This window comes from Streptomyces sp. NPDC045701 (genome assembly GCF_056432045.1).
Genome location: NZ_JBWKJV010000017.1, coordinates 90,050 through 108,988, shown reverse-complemented (window position 1 = coordinate 108,988; position 18,939 = coordinate 90,050). Strand labels below are relative to the sequence as shown.

Genomic DNA, 18,939 nt, shown 5'->3' with positions numbered 1-18,939 from the left:
CCCGGACCACCGAACCGGCCCGGCCGGCCCCCTACTTGGTGGCGCCCTGCGCGAAACCGTTGTAGATCCACCGCTGGAGGAGCAGGAAGACCACCAGGGTGGGGACGATCACCAGGATCGCGCCCGCGGAAATGGCCTCCCAGTGCGCTCCGAAGGGGCCCTTGAAGCGGAACAGCGCGGTGGAGATGGTGCCGAGGTCCTCCGAGTGCAGGTACAGGAACGGGATGTAGAAGTCGTTGTAGGTGGTGATCCCCTTGATGATCACCACGGTCGCGACAGCGGGCTTGAGCAGCGGGAAGATGATCTTTCGGTAGATGGTGAACGTGTTGGCGCCGTCGAGCCGGGCCGCCTCGTCCAGCGACACCGGGATGCCCCGGATGAACTGCAGGAAGATGTAGACGGAGACGATGTCCGTGCCCATGTAGAGCAGGATGGGTGCCCAGCGGGTGTCGACCAGCTCGAAGCCGTTGATGAGCTGGAAGGTCGCGACCTGCGTCGTCACGCCCGGTACGAGGGTCGCGACCAGGAACAGCGCCATCACGAGGCCCTTGGCGCGGAACTCGAAGCGGTCGATCGCGTAGGCCGTCATCGAGCCGATGAGCACGGTGCCGCCGATCGAGAAGAACAGGATGAACGCGGTGTTGCCGAAGGCGGCCAGCATGTGGCCGTCGGTGAAGGCGGTGACGTAGTTGTCCAGGTTCAGCCAGTTGCCGGGCAGGGAGAGCGCGCCTCCCTCGGACACCTCCTCGGACGTCTTGAGGGACGTGAGGAGGACGACGGCCAGCGGCAGCAGGACCACCCCCGTGGCGACCAGCAGCGACAGGTAGGTCAGGGCGGTCCCCACCGGGAGGCGGCGCCGGGCGGCCGGAGTGGCCGGGGCACTCGGTGCGGCGGGCGCGGCCGGGTCAGGGTTGGCGGTCAGGTCCGGGGTCATACGAGGTCCACCTTGTCGTCGGGCACGAGGCGGCGCTGGATCCAGGTGATCAGGAGGATGATCGCGAGCAGCACCACGGCGGCGGCCGAGGCCAGGCCGGTCTTGTTGAACTGGAAGGCGAGCTTGACCGTCTGGATGACGAAGGTCGACGTGCCGGTCGCGCCGCCGGTCATGATGTAAGGGATCTCGAACACCGACAGGGAGCCGGAGATCGCCAGGATGATGCTCAGGCTGAGCACCGGTTTGATGCTCGGGGCGATGATGTGCCGGAACCGCTGCCACTTCCCCGCGCCGTCCAGCTCGGCCGCCTCGTAGAGCTCACCGGGAATGGACTGGATGGCGCCGAGGAAGAGCACGAAGTTCAGTCCGGTGAAACGCCATACGGACACACCGGCGAGCGAGACGTTGGCCGAGGTGGGGTCGCCGAGCCAGGCGTGGTCGGTCCGCACGCCCAGCCAGGACAGCACGGAGTCGAGCGTGCCGCCGTCCTGGAAGAAGTACAGGAAGACGAAGCCGATCGCGACGCCGTTGATGAGGTAGGGGAAGAAGAGAATGCCCTTGAAGAAGTTGCGGAACCGGAGGTTGAAGCTGAGGACCGTCGCGAAGTAGAGGGCGACGCCGATCTGGAAGACGGAGGCGGCCAGGTAGTAGCCGCTGACGAAGAAGACCCGGAAGAGTTCGGGACGGCTGAAGATCTGTACGTAGTTGTCGACGCCCGTGAGGTTCCGGTCGGGGCTGACCCCGTCCCAGTCGGTGAAGCTGTAGGCGATCATGTTCGCCACCGGGACGTAGGTGAACGTGATCAGCAGGGCGAGCGGCGCTGCCAGGAACAGCCAGGGGGTGACCCGCTGGAGCGGGGAGTGACGCCAGGAGCGCCCCTGGGGCGTCCGGCCACCCGGGTGCCGCGGCGCCCCGCGCCCCGTCCGACGGACTGTGCGGGGCGAACGCCGCGAGCCCGTGAGGGGGGCCCGGGGTGCGGTGTCGGTCGTCTCGGTCATGTCGGCCTTTCGTGTCCGCGGGTGCGGGAGGGCGTGGGCCCCGGCCGGGTGGAACGCGCCGGGGCCCGGGGCCGCCGGGTCAGGAGCCGGCGGTCCTCGCCGCCTCGTCCCACTTCTTGTCGAGGTCGGAGAAGTAGTCCTGGAGGCTGCCCTTCTGCGCACCGCGGGCGATGTCGATCAGCTTCTGGCGGTAGTCGTGCTTGTTCAGGCCCAGTTCGGCGGCGTTGTCGATCGCGTTGACCGCGCCGGTCTGCGCCTCGGACCGCTCCAGCAGGGTGACATCGTTGTCAACAAAGTCCTTGAGCGTGGCCGGCAGGGGAGCGGACTTGAGGGCCGGCACCGCCCCCTCCTTCTCCGAGTAACCGGACTTCCCGGTGAACCAGTCGATCCACGCGCGGGCCGCCGACTTGTGCTCGGAGTGGATGCTGACGGCCTGCTGGTAGTCGGAGACGAGCGTGGCGCAGAACTTCCCGTCCTTCTGGACGGGGAAGGGCAGGAAGCCGATGTCGTCCGGGGAGCCGCCGGCGTCCTGCGCCGCCGCCCGCATCTGTGTGATCGCCCAGGAGCCCAGCATCATGGAGCCGATCTCACCCTTGCCGAGGAGTCCCTTGGAGGTCTCCCAGTTGGTGGTCGTCGGGTCCTTCTCCGACAGCCCCCGCTTCACGATGTCGTGCAGCAGCGAGTCGATCGTGTGCAGTTCACCGCCCGCCTTCCAGGGCGAGACGGCGCCGGAGAGCTTGTCCGCGGCCTTCGGGTCGCAGGTCACCGAGCCGATGTTGGAGGTCCACTGGACGAGGGGCCAGCCGTCCTTGAAGTTGGTGTAATAGGGGACCGCTCCGGTCCTCTTCTTGACGGCCTCCAGCGCGGACATGAACTCCTGAGGGGTCCTGGGCCACTGGGTGACGCCGGCCTGCTTCCACAGCGCCTTGTTGTAGACGAAGCCGTTCGCCGTGCCGAACTGGGCTATGCCGTAGACCTTCCCGCCGACATCGGTCTTGTCGCTGAAGCGGTAGGTGCCCGACAACTCGGACGTGGATCCGAGGGGGGCGAAGAACTTCGGGTAGTCGTTCTTGGCGATCGACGCGGGGATCATCAGAACGTCGCCGTACGCCTTGGTGTTCATACGGATCTTGACCTCCCCCTCGTAGTCGGTGATGCCCTCGAAGCCCACCTTCACCTTGGGGTAGGTCTTGTTGAACTCGGCGGCGTACCGCTTCATCGCCCCGTTCTGGACGAGGTCGGTGCGGTGCGTCAGGACCTTGATCTCGCCCGAGACGGCCCCCGGGTCGGCAGGGGCGGCCGCCGTCTCGCCGGAGGTGCCGCCTCCACCGCCGCATCCGGTCACGGTCAGCATCGTGACGGTGAGAAGCGCGCCCGCGAGCGTCGTGGTCTTCCCCATGTGCCCAACTCCTTCAGGGTTACGGCTCAGGTCTACGGGTGGGATGTCGGCACTATGTCAGGCCCAGATGAACCGGTAAAGTGCTGGTTTCCGGCGCGATGCCCAATCGTTACCGAGACCCCCCTCCAAGGCGCCAACAGGCGGCAAAAGCAGCGGTTCCGCATGCGCATCCCGTCACTGAACCGAGCTTTACCGGTTCATGGACACGGCGAGGTGATCCGGTTAGGTTGACCCGCGTCGCACCCGCACCCCGCCCCGTCAGGCGATTGGAGCCGCACACCATGAAGGACGTCACCCAGCTGAACGACGGCTGGAGCCTGCGCCACGACGAACGACTGCTCCCGGCTCGCGTGCCCGGCTGCGTTCACACCGACCTGCTGGCGGCCGGGGTCATACCCGATCCGTACGTGGGGCAGAACGAGAACGAGATCGCGTGGGTGGGCCGGCGGGCCTGGTCGTACCTCACGGACCTGGCCCACGACAGCGCGCACGAGCGGACCGACCTGGTCTTCGACGGCCTGGACACGGCCGCCACGATCACCCTCGCCGGCGAGACCCTGGGCACGACGCGCAACATGCACCGGCGTCACCGCTTCGACGTCACCGGACGCACCGGCGCCCTGGAGGTGCGCTTCACCTCCGCGTACGACGAGGCCGACGCCGTCCGGGCCATGACCGGGGAGCGGCCGAACGTCTACCCCGAGCCGTTCCAGTACATCCGCAAGATGGCCTGCGGCTTCGGATGGGACTGGGGTCCGACCGTGGTGACCGCCGGCATGTGGCGCCCCGTGCGGCTCGAGCACTGGTCGACGGCACGGATCGACCACGTCCGCCCGCTGGTCACCGTCGACGACGGGACGGGCCACGTGGAGGTGAGACTGCGCGTGGAGCGCTCGGAGCGCGGCGCCGGGCGCCCGCTCACCGCCCGCGCCACCGTGGAGGGGGACGCGGCGGAGGCCACCTTCACCGGCGACGAGGCCGTCCTGCGCCTGCGGGTCCCCGAGCCCCGGCTGTGGTGGCCGCGCGGCTACGGCGACCAGCCGCTGTACGACCTGGACGTCACGCTGCTCGACGACGGGGGCGCGCTCGACACCTGGCACCGGCGGATCGGCTTCCGGACGGTCGCCGTCGACCGGTCCGCCGACGCGCACGGCACCGGATTCACCTTCGTCGTCAACGGCGTGCGGATCTTCGCCCGCGGCGTCAACTGGATCCCCGACGACGTCCTGCCCTCCCGCGTCACCCCCGAGCGGTACCGGGCGCGGCTGTTCCAGGCCGCGCAGGCCAACATCGACCTCGTGCGTGTGTGGGGCGGCGGCATCTACGAGGACGACGCCTTCTACGACGCCTGCGACGAACTCGGCCTGATGGTGTGGCAGGACTTCCTCTTCGCCTGCGCCGCCTACCCGGAGGAGCAGCCGCTGCGCGGCGAGGTCGGGGCCGAGGCCCGCGACAACGTTGTCCGGCTGATGCCCCACCCCAGCCTGGTGCTGTGGAACGGCAACAACGAGAACCTGTGGGGCTTCCGCGACTGGGACTGGGAGCCGGACCTCGCGGGCGACTCCTGGGGCGAGGGCTACTACCTCGGGCTCCTCCCGCGGATCGTCGCCGAACTCGACCCCACCCGCCCCTACACGGCCGGCAGTCCCTGGTCGGGCACCTGGGACCACCACCCCAACGACCCCCGGCACGGCACCCACCACTCCTGGGAGGTGTGGAACCGCCAGGACTACGCCGAGTACCGGGCGAGCGTCCCCCGGTTCGTGGCGGAGTTCGGCTGGCAGGCGCCGCCCGCCGTGGCGACGCTGCGGCGCGCCCTGCCCGGCGAGGACCTCGCCCCGGACTCGCCGGGGATGCTGCACCACCAGAAGGCCGAGGACGGCAACGGCAAGCTGAACCGGGGCATCGCCCGCCACTTCGCCCTCCCCGAGGACGACTTCGACCGGTGGCACTACCTGGCCCAGGTCGTCCAGGCCCGCGCCGTGGCGGCGGGCATCGAGCACTGGCGGGCGCACTGGCCGGTGTGCGCGGGCACGGTCGTCTGGCAGCTCAACGACTGCTGGCCGGTCAGCTCGTGGGCCGCCGTCGACGGCGACGGCCGGCTCAAGCCGCTCCACCACGAGCTGCGCCGGGTCTACGCCGACCGCCTGCTGACCCTCCTGCCGGGCGAGGACGGCCCGGTGCTCGCTGTCGACAACCAGTCCGCCGAGCCCTGGAGCGCGGCCGTGACCCTGCGGCTGCTCGACGCGGACGGCGGGGTGGTCCGGGAGACCGTCGCCGAGGTGGCGGCCGGGCCCCGGTCGGTGGCGAGGACGGTGATCCCGGCCGATGTCCGCCCCGCCCCCGGGTCGTCCAAGGAGTTCCTGGTGGCCGACGCGGACGGCCTGCGCGCCGTCCACTTCCCCGTACCGGACCGGGAGTTCGCCTATCCGCCGGCCCGGTACGACGTCCGCACCGAGGCCGTGGCGGGGGAGACCGGCGCGGTGGACGTCGTGGTCACGGCGCACACCCTGGTCCGGGACCTCCTGCTCCAGGCCGACCGGCTCGCTCCCGGGGCGGTCGCGGACCGGGGTCTGCTGACCCTGCTCCCGGGCGAGGAGGCCCGCGTCCGGGTGACCGGCTGCGGCGACGTGGAGCCCGCGGCCGCCCGCGCCGCGCTGTTCAGCGTGGACCCCGCGTGAACCCGGCTCCCCCACGCGTCACCATCAACGACGTCGCCGCACGCGCCGGCGTCTCCAAGGGCGCCGTCTCCATGGCGTTCAACAACCGGCCCGGGGTCTCCCAGGCCACCCGGCAGCGGATCTTCGACGTCGCCCGCGAACTCGGCTGGTCCCCGCACCAGACCGCGCGCAGCCTGTCCCGGCGGCGGGTCGACATCGTCGGACTGGCGATCTGCCGCCCGGCGAGGCTGCTCGGTCTCGAACCGTTCTACATGGAGTTCATCTCCGGCATAGAGAGCGTCCTGGCCGAGCGCTCCTGCTCGCTCCTGCTCCGCCTGGTGCGTGACCTGCGCGAGGAGATCACCCTGTACGAGGGGTGGTGGCGCGGCAAGATGATCGGCGGCGCCATCCTGGTCGACTTCCACGACGACGATCCCCGGGTGCCCGCGCTCAGGGCCATCGGGCTCCCCGCGGTCGCGGTGGGCCACCCGTCGCTGACGGGCGGCTTCCCCGCCGTGTGGACGGACGACGCGACGGCCGTGGCCGAGGCGGTGCGCTACCTGGCGGCGCTGGGTCACCGGCGCATCGCGCGCGTGGGCGGCCCGGCCGGACTCGGGCACAGCGGCATCCGCGGTGCGGCGTTCGAGACGGCGATGGCCGAACTGGGCCTGGACGGCCGCCGGCAGGTGGCCACCGGCTTCGCCGGCGAGGAGGGCGCCCGGGCGACCCGTGGCCTGCTGCTGACACCGGACCGGCCCACGGCCATCGTGTACGACAACGACATCATGGCCGTCGCGGGCGCGGCGGTGGCCGCCGAGATGGGGCTGACCGTGCCGGACGACGTGTCGCTCCTCGCCTGGGACGACTCCCAGCTGTGCCGGCTCACGCACCCGCCGCTGTCGGCGATGAGCCACGACGTGCACCACTTCGGCCGGGAGGTCGCCCGCGCCCTGTTCGGGGTGATCGACGGTTCGCGTGGCGGGTCGCTGCAGGTGCCGACGCCGTCCCTGACGCCACGGGGGTCCACCGGGCCACCACGGCGGTAGCGGGCCGAAGGGCCGGGGCCGTACCTCCTCACCCGGAGGTACGGCCCCGCTTCACGCCGCCCGCCGCGCGGAGGGCGCCAGACCGCGCTCGCGTAGCCGGCGCGGGTGCTCGACGCCGGTGGCGCTCCGCCCGCCGCCGTGGTCGGCGAAGGGCCACTCCCGGAGGGTTCCGCGCACGTGGCCGGGTGGCCCACGGGCGGGTCGGTGTACGGCATGGTCGCGGTTCCTTCGTGCGGGTGGGCGCTGCCGCCGCCGGGGTCGGGCACCGGCGGCGGCGTGTGCGGGATCGGCGCCCAAGGTGCCGCGGTCCGAGGTGGTACGACATCAACTCCTGGCGCAGGAAGCGCCGTTGAGCGCAAAGGCGGCGGGGACGCCGTCGCCGCCGGTGGAGTTGCCGTTGATGCCGAAGCTCACCGTTCCGCCCGCGGGGATGGTGGCGGTCCACGGTTCGGGAGTGGCGCGGACCTGGCTGCCCTGCTGGACGACCTTGGCGTTCCACGCGGAGTTGACGGTCTGCCCGCCGGGGAAGGCGAAGTCGAGCCGCCAGCCCGTGAGGTCACGGCCGCCGGTGTTGCGGACGGTCACGTCGGCGTTGAAGCCGCCGCCCCACTCGTTCAGGCGGTAGGAGACGGCGCAGGCGCCGGCTGCGGGCTCGCCGGTGGTGGTGAAGGTGACCTTGGCGGAGCGGGGGGAGCGGTTGCCGGCGGCGTCGCGGGCGTAGACGGCGAAGGTGTGGGCGGTGGCCGGGGCGAGGCCGGTCACGGAGGCGCCGGTGGTGGCGGTGGAGGTGACGGGCGTCTCCCGGGTGCCGTCGACGGCTACGACGTCATAGGCGGTGACACCGGTGTCGTCCGTGGCCGCCGCCCACGACAGCCGGGCTCCGGTGGAGGTCACGTCGGAGGCGGTGGGCGCGCCCGGGGCGGTGGGGGCCCGGGTGTCGCCCCCGGTGCCGGTGGCGTACACGCTCGCCTCCCGCGAGGTCTGCCTGATGCCGTCGGGGCCCTCGAAGAGGCGCCTGCCCCAACCGGTCAGCCGGCTCGCGTCGAAGCCGGTGGCCAGGTCGAGGTACTCGACGCCGCCGCCGTTCCCGCTCCAGGACCAGCCGAGGTAGCCGAGGTCCAGCCGGCGGGAGGTCGCCATGATGGCGTCCTCGTCGGGGTTGCCGTCCGAGTGGGCGTCCCCGAACTCGCCCACCACGACGGGGAGCCGGCGCGCCACGAACCGGTCGAGGTAGTCCTCGACCTCCGCGGCGGTGTCGAACACGCCGTACATGTGGACGGAGAAGACGGTGTTGCGCTGCGGGTCGGCGGCGAAGACGGCCGGCGCGTCGTTCCGCATGGTGAAGGACCAGTCCTGGCCCCAGTTGGGGGCGTCCGCCATGAGGGTGTGCGTGAATCCGGCGGCCCGCATGCGCGTGATGGCGTTGGTGGTGTCCGCGGTCCAGGCCGAGTGGCCGACGTTGCCGTGCGGTTCGTTGCCGAGGTTCAGGATGACGTACTTCTCCTGCCCCTTGAGGGCGCTCTGGACCTCGATCCAGTAGTCGACCGCCCTGGTCAGCGGGACCGCTCCGCTCTGTTCCCCGTATCCGGTGGTGTCCTGGGCCTCCAGGACGCAGACGAGTCGGTTGGCCCTGCACTGGCCGACGACCTTCGCGACGTCGGCCGGGTCGTTCTTGGTCCAGCGGTCCCCGGTACTGAGCACGATCCGCGCCGAGTTGGCCCCGAGCGCCTTCGTGTCGGAGAGCGCCTGGCCCGTCCTGGCGGCGTACCAGGCGTGGGCGTGGTTGACGCCCCGGAGGACGAAGTCGTTGCCGTTCGCGTCGAGGAGCCGGCCGTCACGTATGTGGAAGCCGGCGGCCGGCTCGGCGGCCCGTGCGGCGGGGGGTCCGGTGAACAAGGTGGCGGTGAGGGCCAGCAGCGCTCCCGCCGCGGTGGCCAGTTTCCTGCTCATGGGTGCTCCCGGTTCGTGGCGCGTACACCGCGGCTGAAGCGTTCCCGCGGCGTACGGCTTTCCTGATGTGGAGGGTGCGGTGCGGTCGGCCCGACGGAAATCCCCGGGCTGCCGGGGTTTTCCCGGAGGCGTCGGGGAGGTGCGCGTACAGGCGTCGGAGCCGAGCGGTGTCCCGCTGCCCGGTGCGGTTGTGCGGCTCTCACCGGGCAGCGGGGGGAATGGCGCCGGACCGGTCGCGCCTTTTCGCGCGACCCGGTGCTCGCAACGGTCGGAACAACGGCCGTCCGGGCGACTGGAAATGAGGCTAGGGCTGGGCGGCGGCCGAAACAATAGAAAGAACGGAACCGGTTAAGTTCGGTGATCGGCGCTGCTCCGCCGCTCGCCGGGCACGGCGACCGTCGCGCGGAAGACGGTGCCCTCGCCCGACAGGGCGACGCGTTCCCACGCGGGTACGTAGACGGCCTGGCCCGGACCGATGGTCAAGGAGCCGTCTGCGGAGGCGACATGGGCCTCGCCATGGGTGCACAGGACGATCTGCGGGGCACCGGGGCCGAGCGGCCGGGGGCGCGCCCGGGCGGTGACCGCGATGCGGGAGAGCCGGAAGTCGTCGACGGGCGCGGGATAGACGTGCTCGTCGCCTTCCGCCCCGGGGGCCAGGGCGGGGGTGGGCAGCGCGCTGAAGCGGACCACCTTCAGCAACTCGTCGCGGTCGACGTGCTTGCTCGTCAGACCGCACCGCAGGACGTTGTCGGAGCTCGCCATGATCTCCACCCCGAGGCCGGAGAGGTACGCGTGCGGGACGCCCGCGCCGAGGTGGAGCGCCTCTCCCGGGGCGAGCCGCACGTACCGCAGCATCAGAGCGGCGAGCAGCCCCGGATCGCCGGGGTGTGCGCGGGCGACCGCCAGATAGGCGCCGAAGTCCGCCTGGTGGGGCCCGTCGCGGTCCGCCTCGCGCGCGACCGCGTCGGTGACCCGGCCGAGCAGGCCGGCGCGCGGCGACAGGAACGCGGTGAACACCTCCCTCAGCGCGGCCCCGTCCCCGCCCCCGCGCAGCGTCCCGATGAAGGGACGCAGGTCGGGCACGTCCAGCCGGTCCAGCAGATCGGCGCACCGGCGGGGCGGCCGGAATCCGCACAGACCGTCGAACGGTGTGAGGGCGACGATCATCTCCGGCTTGTGGTGACCGTCCCGGTAGTTGCGGTGCGGGGCGTCCAGGGGCACGCCCATGGCGTTCTCCAGCGCGAAGCCCGCGGCGGCCTGGGCGAGATCCGGGTGGACCTGGAGGGAGAGCGGGGCGTCGGCGGCGAGCAGCTTCAGCAGGAAGGGCAGCCGGGGCCCGAACCGCCGCAGTGCGGGCGCACCCAGTTCGCGCGCGGGGTCGGCGGCGATGACCCGGTCGAGCGGCAGCGTGCCGCCGTCGCGCTCGACCCGGGACGGCGCGGCGGGATGGGCGCCCATCCACAGCTCGGCCTGGGGCTCTCCCGTGGGCGCCGTGCTCATGAGGGCGGGCAGCGCGGTGGTGGAGCCCCAGGCGTAGGGCTGGACGGCGTTGACGAGAAGGTCCATGAGGTGTGCGTTCCGTGGGTGGGGGAGTGGGGCCTGTCTGGTGGGCCGGACACGACCTAGGTCTGGACCGCCGGCCGGCCGGGAGCGCCGCGCTCCGCCCCCGGCAGGGCGCCGGCGGCGGCGGCCGCGCCGATCAGGCCGGCGTCCAGGGCGAGCCGCGCCGGGACGACCGGCACTCCGCGGGCGAAGTCGAGGACCGCGTAGCCGTCGAGGTGGCGGCGGAGCGGGCCGAAGAGGATCTCGCCGGCCTGGGCGACGCCCCCGCCGATCACCACCAGGTCGAGCTCCACCAGGGCGATCGTCGCGGCGATGCCCGCCGCCAGCGCCTTGGCGGCGCGGTCGTAGGCGGCCAGCGCCCTGGTGTCGCCCTCGCGGGCCGCGGCGGCGACGGCGGCAGCCGTCGGGTCCGTACCCGCCGGGGGCGCCCATCCGGACTCCAGCGCGTGGGCGGCGATGGCCGTACCGCTGGCGAAGCGCTCCACACAGCCGCGCGCCCCACACGGGCACAGCGGGCCGTTCTGGTCCACGGTGATGTGCCCGATGTGGCCGGCGTTGCCCGAACCGCCCGCGTGCAGCGCGCCGTTGAGGACCAGCCCGCCGCCCACCCCGGTGGAGACCACCATGCACAGGGCGTTGTCCACGCCTCGCGCGGCGCCCGTCCAGTGCTCGGCCGCCGCCATCGCGACCGCGTCACCGACCAGCACGGGCCGGATGCCGGCGGGCACACGCGCGTGGGCCCCGACCCGCTGCACGAGCGGGAACCCGCGCCAGGAGGGGATGTTCACCGGGCTGACCGCCCCGGCGGCCGTGTCGACGGGGCCCGCGCAGCCGATGCCCAGACAGGAGAGGCCGGCCCACTCGCGGCGCGCCGCGAGTTCGTCCAGTACGGCGTCGACCGCCGCCATGAGCTCCTCCGCCGAACCCTGGGCCGGGGTGGCGCACTGGCTCCGGGCCACCAGGCGGCCGTCGGAGTCGATGAGCGCGCCGGCGATCTTCGTACCGCCGATGTCGAGTGCTCCGTACACCATCGCTTGGGACCTTTCCTCACAGTGGGGCTCAGCGTGCGCCCGCCACTGTGCCGGGCTCTGACAACGTTGTCCAGTAAACCAGTTCAGTTAAGCCCGGGTTTAGTAAAACCCCTGCTCCATTCCCCGGCCCGGCTGGACCGCGGGCCCCGGACCCGTTCAGGATCGTCCCACTCCTCCGACCCGTCCCCACGCAAAGGCCAGCCGCTCCATGAATCAATTCCCCTCGTTCCCACCGGAATTCGAATTCGGCGCGGCGACTTCCGCCTACCAGATCGAGGGAGCCGTGTCGGAGGACGGACGCGGGCCGTCGATCTGGGACACCTTCTGCCGCCGTCCCGGCGCCGTCCTCGACGGCGGCAACGGCGACACGGCGTGCGACCACTACCACCGCCACCGGGAGGACGTCTCCCTCCTCGCGGACCTCGGGGTGCGCTCGTACCGGTTCTCCGTGGCCTGGCCCCGCGTCCAGCCCACGGGCGCGGGACCGGCGAACCCCAGGGGCATCGACTTCTACTCACGGCTCGTGGACGACCTGCTGCACGCCGGCATCACCCCGGCCGTCACGCTCTACCACTGGGACCTGCCGCAGGCGCTCGAGGAGGCGGGCGGCTGGCGCTCCCGGGACACGGCCGCCCGCTTCGCCGAGTACACCGCCCTGGTCGCCGACGCCCTGGGCGACCGCGTCCCCCGCTGGATCACGCTCAACGAGCCCTGGTGCAGCGCCTTCCTCGGGTACGCCAACGGGGAGCACGCGCCGGGCGCGCGGGAGGGCACACCCGCCCTGGCGGCGGCCCACCACCTGCTGGTGGGCCAAGGCCTGTCCCTGCGCGCCCTGCGCGCCGCCGGAGTGCGCGAGGCGGGCATCGCCCTCAACCTCACCCATGTGTCACCGGCCGGCGCGCACCCCGAGGACCGGGCGGCAGCCCTCCGCGCCGAGACCCAGCGCAACCTGCTGTGGACCGAACCGCTCCTGAAGGGCCGCTACCCCGCCGCCGAGACCGACACCTGGGAGGAGCTGATCGAGCGCCAGGACTTCCGCCGCGCCGGCGACCTCGCCGTCATCTCCGCGCCGATGGACTTCCTCGGCATCAACTACTACACGCCGTCCACCGTCCGGGCGGCCCCCTACCAGGAGCCGGACCCCGGCCGCCGGCAGGCGATGGACAACCGCTTCGAGGAGGTCCCCGTCCCCGGGGTCCGCCGCACGGCGATGGGCTGGCCCGTCGTCCCCGGCACCCTCCGCTCGCTCCTGACGTCCCTGCGCGAGCGGTACGGCGCCGCCCTCCCACCGGTCCACATCACGGAGAACGGCTCCGCCGAGCACGACACCCCGGCGGCGGACGGAGCGGTGCGCGACACCGACCGGGTCGCCTACCTCCGGGACCACCTCGGCGCCGTCGCGGACGCGATGGCCGAGGGAGTGGACGTACGGGGCTACTACGTCTGGTCCCTGCTGGACAACTTCGAATGGTCCTACGGCCACAGCCGCCGGTTCGGCATCGTCCACGTGGACTACGCGACCCAGCGGCGTACCCCCAAGGCGAGTTACGAGTGGTACAGGCGGCTGATCGCGACGGCGGGGGCGCGCGCGACGCGGGTCCGGTGAACCGGTCCGTCCGCTCCCCGGACGCGCCTGCCGCCGGTCACAGCCATCCGTTGCGCTGCGCGTGCAGGGCCATCTGGAACCGGTTGGCGGCGCCGAGCCGGGCCATCAGGATCTGCAGGCGCCGGTAGAGCGTGCGGCGGCTGACACCCAGTTCGCGGGCGATGACGTCGTCACCCGCGCCGCCCGCGAGGAGCCACAGCAGGCGGCGGTCGGCCGGAGCCAGCCCGCCCGGGCGGGTGGTGCGGCCGTGGAACGGGAGGGCGTTCTGCCAGGACTGCTCGAACAGCGCGACGAGGGCCGAGAGCAGGCCGCACGGCTGCACCACGAGCATGGTGTTGTGCACGTCCGCCTCCTTGATGGACAACGACACCAGGGCGTACGCCTCGTCGATGACGACCAGCTTGACCGGCACCGACGGCAGCACCCTGGCCTGCTCACCGGCGGCGACGCACGGCTCGATGACCTCCTTCAGGTGGCCCGGGTGCTCCAGCGACTCCCGCGAGTACACGACCCGCTGGGTCACGCCGCGGGCGAGCGTGGCCAGCGCGTCGGCCGTGGCGCCGGGCAGGGGGAAGTACGGCGGTGACTCGAACTGCCGGATCTGCTCGCGCGCGCTCGCCCAGGCGTGACGAATCCGCGGGCCGATGGCCTCGCCGGTGACCACCTCGACGACATCGCCGTGGTACGCGGCGAGCCGCTGTCGCCGGAACGACTCGAACGCACCCCCCACGGCGATGCGCGACTCCTCGATCTCGGTCGCCCGGTGCCGGGCGAGGATTTCCAGACCGGCGGCCGGCGGGACCGGGGCCACCACGTCCCCGCCCTCCTCGGCGGCGCCGGCCAGCCCGGCGTCGACCAGGGTCGCGTACGCCGCGGCCAGTTCGGCGTCGTCCAGACCGGTCGCGGCGGCGACCGCGCGCAGCGGAGCGGGGGCCAGTTCGAGCAGCGCCAGGTAGACCCGGGCGGCCGTCGCGCCGATGCCCAGCAGCCGCAGGGCGTCGCCCAGTCTCGCGTTCGTCATACGCCGCATTATCGGCGGCCCGGCCTGCGCCGTGGCCGATCCGTGCCAGTGGCGCGGCCCGGCACCGGGCGGGTGCGGCGCCGGATAGCGTGCGCGAGCCGCCGAGGACCGGCGGCATCCAGAAGACCCACCGGGAAGAAGGTGCACGCCGTGGCGAAAGGCCGCAAGAACGGTCTCTACTCAGGCATCTCCGAGGAACTCTCCGCACTGATGCGGACGGGGTGGGCCGACACCGAGCGGCACGACCTGCGGCTCGATGAGCAGGCCCCGTACGCGGCCCGTCGCCGCGCCGGGCTCTCCGCCCGGTTCCCGGGCGAACGCCTGGTGATCCCCTCGGGCAACCTCACGGTCCGTTCGAACGACGACACGTACCCGTTCCGGCCGTACTCCGGCTATGCGCACATGACCGGGGACCGGGCCAGGGACGGGGCGCTCGTCCTGGAGCCCCGCGCGGGCGGCGGCCACGACGCCTACTGCTACCAGTTGCCGCGCGACGGCCGGGACACCGACGAGTTCTGGACCGGCGCCACGGCCGAGCTGTGGATGGGCAGGCGCCGTTCCCTCGCCGAGTCGGAGCTGGTGCTCGGACTGCCCTGCCGGGACGTCCGCACGGCTGCCGCCGACCTGGCCGCCTCCTCGGCACCGACCCGGATCGTCCGCGGCGTCGACCCCGCGCTGGAGGCCGCGGTCACCACCGACGAGGAGCGCGACGCCGAACTGGAGGAGGCGCTCAGCGACCTCCGCCTCGTCAAGGACGAGTGGGAGATCGCCGAACTCCGCAAGGCCGTGGACTCCACGGTGCGCGGGTTCACCGACGTGATCGGTGAGCTCTCCGGGGCGGTCGCGACGTCGGAGCGGTGGATCGAGGGCACGTTCTTCCGCCGCGCCCGCCTCGAAGGCAACTCCGTCGGCTACGGCTCGATCTGCGCCGCCGGCGAGCACGCCACGATCATGCACTGGACGGACAACGACGGCCCGGTCCGCCCGGGGGACCTGCTCCTGCTCGACGCCGGTGTGGAGACGCGCACCCTCTACACCGCCGACGTCACGCGCACGCTGCCGATCAGCGGCACCTTCACGCCCCTCCAGCGCACGGTCTACGACGCGGTGTACGAGGCGCAGGAAGCGGGCATGGCCGCCGTGAAGCCGGGAGCCGCTTACCGGGACTTCCACGAGGCGTCCCAGCGCCACCTGGCGGCCCGGCTGGTCGAGTGGGGATTCATCCCGGGCCCGGCGGAGCGCGCGTACGAGCTGGGCCTCCAGCGCCGTTTCACCATGGCGGGCACCGGCCACATGCTCGGCCTGGACGTCCACGACTGCGCGCACGCCCGGAACGAGGAGTACGTCGACGGCGTGCTGGCCCCGGGCATGGTGCTCACCGTCGAGCCCGGCCTGTACTTCCAGCCGGACGACCTCACCGTGCCCGAGGAGTGGCGCGGCATCGGGGTCCGGATCGAGGACGACCTCCTCGTGACCGACGACGGCCACGAGAACCTGTCGGCGGGTCTGCCGCGGTCGTCGGACGACGTGGAGGAGTGGATGGCCCGGTTCGCGGGCTGAGTATCCGCACGGGGGACCGGCACCGGGGGCGGTCCGCGGTACGGAAGGGGCGGGGCGGACCCCGGCCGTCGTCCGGGCCCGCACCCCGGGCCCGGACGACGGCGGACACGCCGTCAGCGGGACGTGTCGAGCACCAGCTTGCCGACGGTCCTGCGGGCGCGGAGGTCCTCGTGCGCGCGGACCGCCTCGCCCAGCGGGTAGACGCCGCCGACCCGCGGCGCCAGACGTCCGTCGCCGACCATCGCCAGCAGCTCGGCCATCGGCTCCCGGTACATGCCGGGACGTCCGATCGCGTGCATCAGCCAGAAGCCGACGACCGCCCGGGAACGCCCCATCAGCTGCGCGGCGTGCACGGGCTGGGGGGCCTGCCGGCCCGCCATGCCGTACGTGACGAGCCGGCCGAACGGCGCCAGCGCGGCGAGGGACTCCTCGAAGACCGGGCCACCGGTCATCTCGAGGACCACGTCCACCTTCCTGCCCCCGTTGGCCTCCGTCAGCCGGTCCTTCAGCCCTTCCGGGGCGGAGTCGACGGCGACGTCCGCGCCGAGGGACAGGGCGAGTTCGCGCTTCTCCGGGGTGGAGGCGGTGGCGATCACGCGCCCGGCCCCGAACGCCTTCGCCAGCTGCACGGCGAGCGACCCGGTGCCGCCCGCGGCGGCGTGCACGACGAGCGACTCGCCCTCGGCCACGCGCCCCGAGGTGCGCAACAGGTGCCAGGCGGTGAGGCCCTGCACGATCAGCGCCAGGGCCTCGCCGTCGCTCACCGCGTCGGGGACGTCGATCACCAGGTCCTCCCGGACCGACGCCTTCTCGGCGTAACCGCCGTACTCGTCCGCGAGGGCGACGACGCGTCGCCCGTCCTCGGTGCGGCCGACCACCTCGCCGCCCGGGATCATGGGCAACGTGGAACGGGACAGGTACGAGTCCTCGACCGCGTGCGTATCGGCGTAGTTGACGCCGGCCGCCGAGACGTCGATCAGCAGCCGGCCGGGCTCGGGCGCCGGGTCGGGCACCTCCACCAGCCGCAGCACTTCCGGTCCGCCGAACTCGGTGACGTGTACCGCACGCACAGTCGCTCCTCACTTCCCCAAGGCATGTCCTTCAGGGGGCGTGCCGTGGCGCCCCGGCGCCACGTTCCCATCAGACACCGGGGATTACCAACTGCTCAGTATGTGAGCTGCGCCACTCGCTATGCCCGTCCGGGCGGACGCCCGCGGCCCGGACGCGACCGGCCGCCTCCCCGCCGGCCCTTGCTCACCACCCCCACCGCGCGGGTCCCGCCGCCCCCGGCCGGGACCGGGGACCCGAGCTCCGCCGCCCCCGTCCCCGCGCCCCCGGGTGCCCGGCCCGGAGCCCGGTCCGCACACGGGTACGCGGGCCGACGTGGCGACAGCAGCGCGTGCGCCATGACGAGCAGCACACCCGCGCCGTTGACCAGCCCGCCGACCACGTCGCTCGGATGGTGCATGCCCCGGTACAGACGGGACACCGCCACGGCCGGCGGCACGACCAGCAGCAGACCGGCGGCGGCGTACCGCCACGGTCCCCGCAGCCGGGTGACCACGAGCGTGGCCAGCCCTCCGTACAGGGCGAGCGCCGCCCCCGCGTGGCCGGACGGGAAGCTCGACGTCGGCGGGGCGGCGTCGAGCCGCGGCACATCCGGGCGCGGCCGGTCCACGCACGCGGTGACCAGCAGGAAGAGGGCCGACTGCGCGGCGACCGCACCCACCAGGAACAGCGCGTCCGTCCACCGCGGGGCACGCGGCAGCACCAGCAGCGCGACGACGCAGACGAGCGAGACACCGATGACGCTCTCGGTGGAGGCGAGGTGTGTCAGCCACTCGGTGACGACCGTCGCCGTACCGCCGCGCCGCCCGGCGAACCAGGTGATGACGCCGTCCTCCGCCGACAGCGGCCACCACGCCGCCGCCGGGCCGGTGACGAGCAGACCCGCACCCACCAACAGCAGTCCCAGGAACGGCAACCACAGCAGCGAGCCGATCCGTCCGGCGGCCACGCCGCTCCCCGTCGTCATGGCCGTCTTGTTGCCCATGGCGCCCGCTTGAACCGTGACGGCGCGTGGCTCACGACGCCGGGGAGCAAGGATCGGGCCTCTCCACCCGCCCGTCCCGCACGAGTTCCGCGTTGAACTGGGCGCCGGCCAGCAGCACCACATGGGAAACCCACAGCCACACGAGGAACGCCACCACACCCGCCAGCGAGCCGTAGAGGCGGTCGTACGTCGCGACGTGCGCCGCGTAGAACGCGAACCCCATCGACGCGAGCAGCCACAGCAGCACCGCGAGCGTCCCGCCCGCCACCGTCTGCCGCACCCCGCGCGACTCGGGAGGCCCCGACCGGAAGAGCAGCAGGACCAGGGCGACGACCACCGCGAACAGCAGCGGCCACCTCAGGCCCGCCCAGACGAGGGCCGCCTGATGGTCCGTCCCCGTACCCCGGCCGATGGCCCTGGCGACCCGCTCGGCGACGGTCAGCGTCAGGACCCCGCTGACCAGCAGCGCCAGGACGGTCAACGCCCTGAGCAGGATGGCCGGGAACGTCCGCCACGCCGGACGGCAGTCGGGAACGCCGTACATCGCGTGCAGCGCGCGCCGGAACACGGCCAGGTAACTGGACGCGGACCACAGGGCCGCGCCACCGGTGAGCACGATCAGCACCCAGCGGGCCGGCGCCTCCTCCTGCGAGCCGCCCATGGCCTGCGCCAGCACCGGGCGGGCGGCCTCCGGCACGAAGGCCCCCAGCTGCGCGACGACCTCCTGCGGGGAGCCCGTACCGAGCAGCGCCAGGGAGAAGACGATGACCAGCAGCGCGGGGAAGACCGCCAGGACCGCGTAGTACGTCAGCGCCGCCGCCCAGTCGGTGAGGTCGTCCTCCCAGACGGCGACCGGGGTACGGGCCAGCGCCCTGGCGTACGCCACGTGGCCGCGCCGGCCCGGCGCCGCGCCGCTCGCGGGGACACCGATCGTCATGAAACCACCGCTCCGTTCCGGCCTGCCGCGACCCGGCCGCCACCTCCGCGCGGGGCGACCGGCGGCGTCTCCTTCCCTGCTGCCCCGCGACGGCGGTGTCACGCCACGCCACACCACGGCACCGCACGGCGGAGCCTACGGGATCCCGGCTGATTCCCGGGCGCGCGAGCGGTGATGAGGA

The 18,939-nt window shown here is 72.8% G+C and carries 14 protein-coding genes; 4 read left to right on the top strand and 10 right to left on the bottom strand.

Going from position 1 to position 18,939, the window contains the following annotated elements:
* Window positions 1-31: 31 nt before the first annotated feature.
* From AC07DW_RS19620 to AC07DW_RS19610, 3 genes are all read right to left on the bottom strand, one after another.
* Window positions 32-934: a carbohydrate ABC transporter permease gene (locus AC07DW_RS19620; RefSeq protein ID WP_478858917.1), complete on the bottom strand. Its 903-nt coding sequence runs from the start codon at window positions 932-934 to the stop codon at window positions 32-34.
* Window positions 931-1,932: a carbohydrate ABC transporter permease gene (locus AC07DW_RS19615; protein WP_478858916.1), complete on the bottom strand. Its 1,002-nt coding sequence runs from the start codon at window positions 1,930-1,932 to the stop codon at window positions 931-933. The genes AC07DW_RS19620 and AC07DW_RS19615 overlap by 4 nt, the downstream gene beginning before the upstream one ends.
* A gap of 79 nt (window positions 1,933-2,011) precedes the next feature.
* Complete coding sequence (locus AC07DW_RS19610; protein ID WP_478858915.1) at window positions 2,012-3,331, bottom strand: ABC transporter substrate-binding protein; 1,320 nt, start codon at window positions 3,329-3,331, stop codon at window positions 2,012-2,014.
* Between the two features lie 281 nt (window positions 3,332-3,612).
* Between AC07DW_RS19610 and AC07DW_RS19605 the strand changes: the two genes are divergently transcribed.
* Both AC07DW_RS19605 and AC07DW_RS19600 read left to right on the top strand, forming a co-directional pair.
* On the top strand, window positions 3,613-6,012 hold the full coding sequence (locus AC07DW_RS19605) for a glycoside hydrolase family 2 protein (protein WP_478858914.1): 2,400 nt from the start codon (window positions 3,613-3,615) through the stop codon (window positions 6,010-6,012).
* A complete protein-coding gene (locus AC07DW_RS19600; RefSeq protein WP_478858913.1) occupies window positions 6,009-7,037 on the top strand; it encodes a LacI family DNA-binding transcriptional regulator in 1,029 nt (342 codons plus the stop codon). Before AC07DW_RS19605 ends, AC07DW_RS19600 begins: the two co-directional genes overlap by 4 nt.
* A gap of 324 nt (window positions 7,038-7,361) precedes the next feature.
* Here the strand turns inward: AC07DW_RS19600 and AC07DW_RS19595 are convergent, their stop codons facing one another.
* From AC07DW_RS19595 to AC07DW_RS19585, 3 genes are all read right to left on the bottom strand, one after another.
* Window positions 7,362-8,987 carry a cellulase family glycosylhydrolase gene (locus tag AC07DW_RS19595; protein ID WP_478858912.1) on the bottom strand — a complete coding sequence of 542 codons (1,626 nt, stop codon included), beginning with the start codon at window positions 8,985-8,987 and terminating at the stop codon, window positions 7,362-7,364.
* Window positions 8,988-9,335: 348 nt separating this feature from the next.
* Window positions 9,336-10,553 carry a mannose-6-phosphate isomerase, class I gene (gene manA, locus AC07DW_RS19590; protein ID WP_478858911.1) on the bottom strand — a complete coding sequence of 406 codons (1,218 nt, stop codon included), beginning with the start codon at window positions 10,551-10,553 and terminating at the stop codon, window positions 9,336-9,338.
* Between the two features lie 56 nt (window positions 10,554-10,609).
* Window positions 10,610-11,581, bottom strand: a complete 972-nt coding sequence (locus tag AC07DW_RS19585; RefSeq protein ID WP_478858910.1) for an ROK family protein — start codon at window positions 11,579-11,581, stop codon at window positions 10,610-10,612.
* Window positions 11,582-11,789: 208 nt separating this feature from the next.
* On the opposite strand from AC07DW_RS19585, the gene AC07DW_RS19580 reads away from it, so the two are divergent.
* Entirely contained in the window at window positions 11,790-13,187 is a 1,398-nt protein-coding gene (locus tag AC07DW_RS19580) for a GH1 family beta-glucosidase (RefSeq protein ID WP_478858909.1), read from the top strand.
* Between the two features lie 37 nt (window positions 13,188-13,224).
* Here the strand turns inward: AC07DW_RS19580 and AC07DW_RS19575 are convergent, their stop codons facing one another.
* On the bottom strand, window positions 13,225-14,208 hold the full coding sequence (locus AC07DW_RS19575) for a LuxR family transcriptional regulator (protein WP_478858908.1): 984 nt from the start codon (window positions 14,206-14,208) through the stop codon (window positions 13,225-13,227).
* Window positions 14,209-14,358: 150 nt separating this feature from the next.
* On the opposite strand from AC07DW_RS19575, the gene AC07DW_RS19570 reads away from it, so the two are divergent.
* Window positions 14,359-15,768 carry an aminopeptidase P family protein gene (locus tag AC07DW_RS19570; protein ID WP_478858907.1) on the top strand — a complete coding sequence of 470 codons (1,410 nt, stop codon included), beginning with the start codon at window positions 14,359-14,361 and terminating at the stop codon, window positions 15,766-15,768.
* Window positions 15,769-15,881: 113 nt separating this feature from the next.
* On the opposite strand, the gene AC07DW_RS19565 is transcribed toward AC07DW_RS19570, so the two are convergent.
* From AC07DW_RS19565 to AC07DW_RS19555, 3 genes are all read right to left on the bottom strand, one after another.
* Complete coding sequence (locus AC07DW_RS19565; RefSeq protein WP_478858906.1) at window positions 15,882-16,838, bottom strand: quinone oxidoreductase family protein; 957 nt, start codon at window positions 16,836-16,838, stop codon at window positions 15,882-15,884.
* A 119-nt stretch (window positions 16,839-16,957) separates the two neighbouring features.
* Window positions 16,958-17,821, bottom strand: coding sequence for a phosphatase PAP2 family protein (locus tag AC07DW_RS19560; RefSeq protein WP_478858905.1), 864 nt, complete (start codon window positions 17,819-17,821; stop codon window positions 16,958-16,960).
* A gap of 31 nt (window positions 17,822-17,852) precedes the next feature.
* Window positions 17,853-18,758 carry a YihY/virulence factor BrkB family protein gene (locus AC07DW_RS19555; RefSeq protein WP_478858904.1) on the bottom strand — a complete coding sequence of 302 codons (906 nt, stop codon included), beginning with the start codon at window positions 18,756-18,758 and terminating at the stop codon, window positions 17,853-17,855.
* Window positions 18,759-18,939 lie beyond the last annotated feature (181 nt).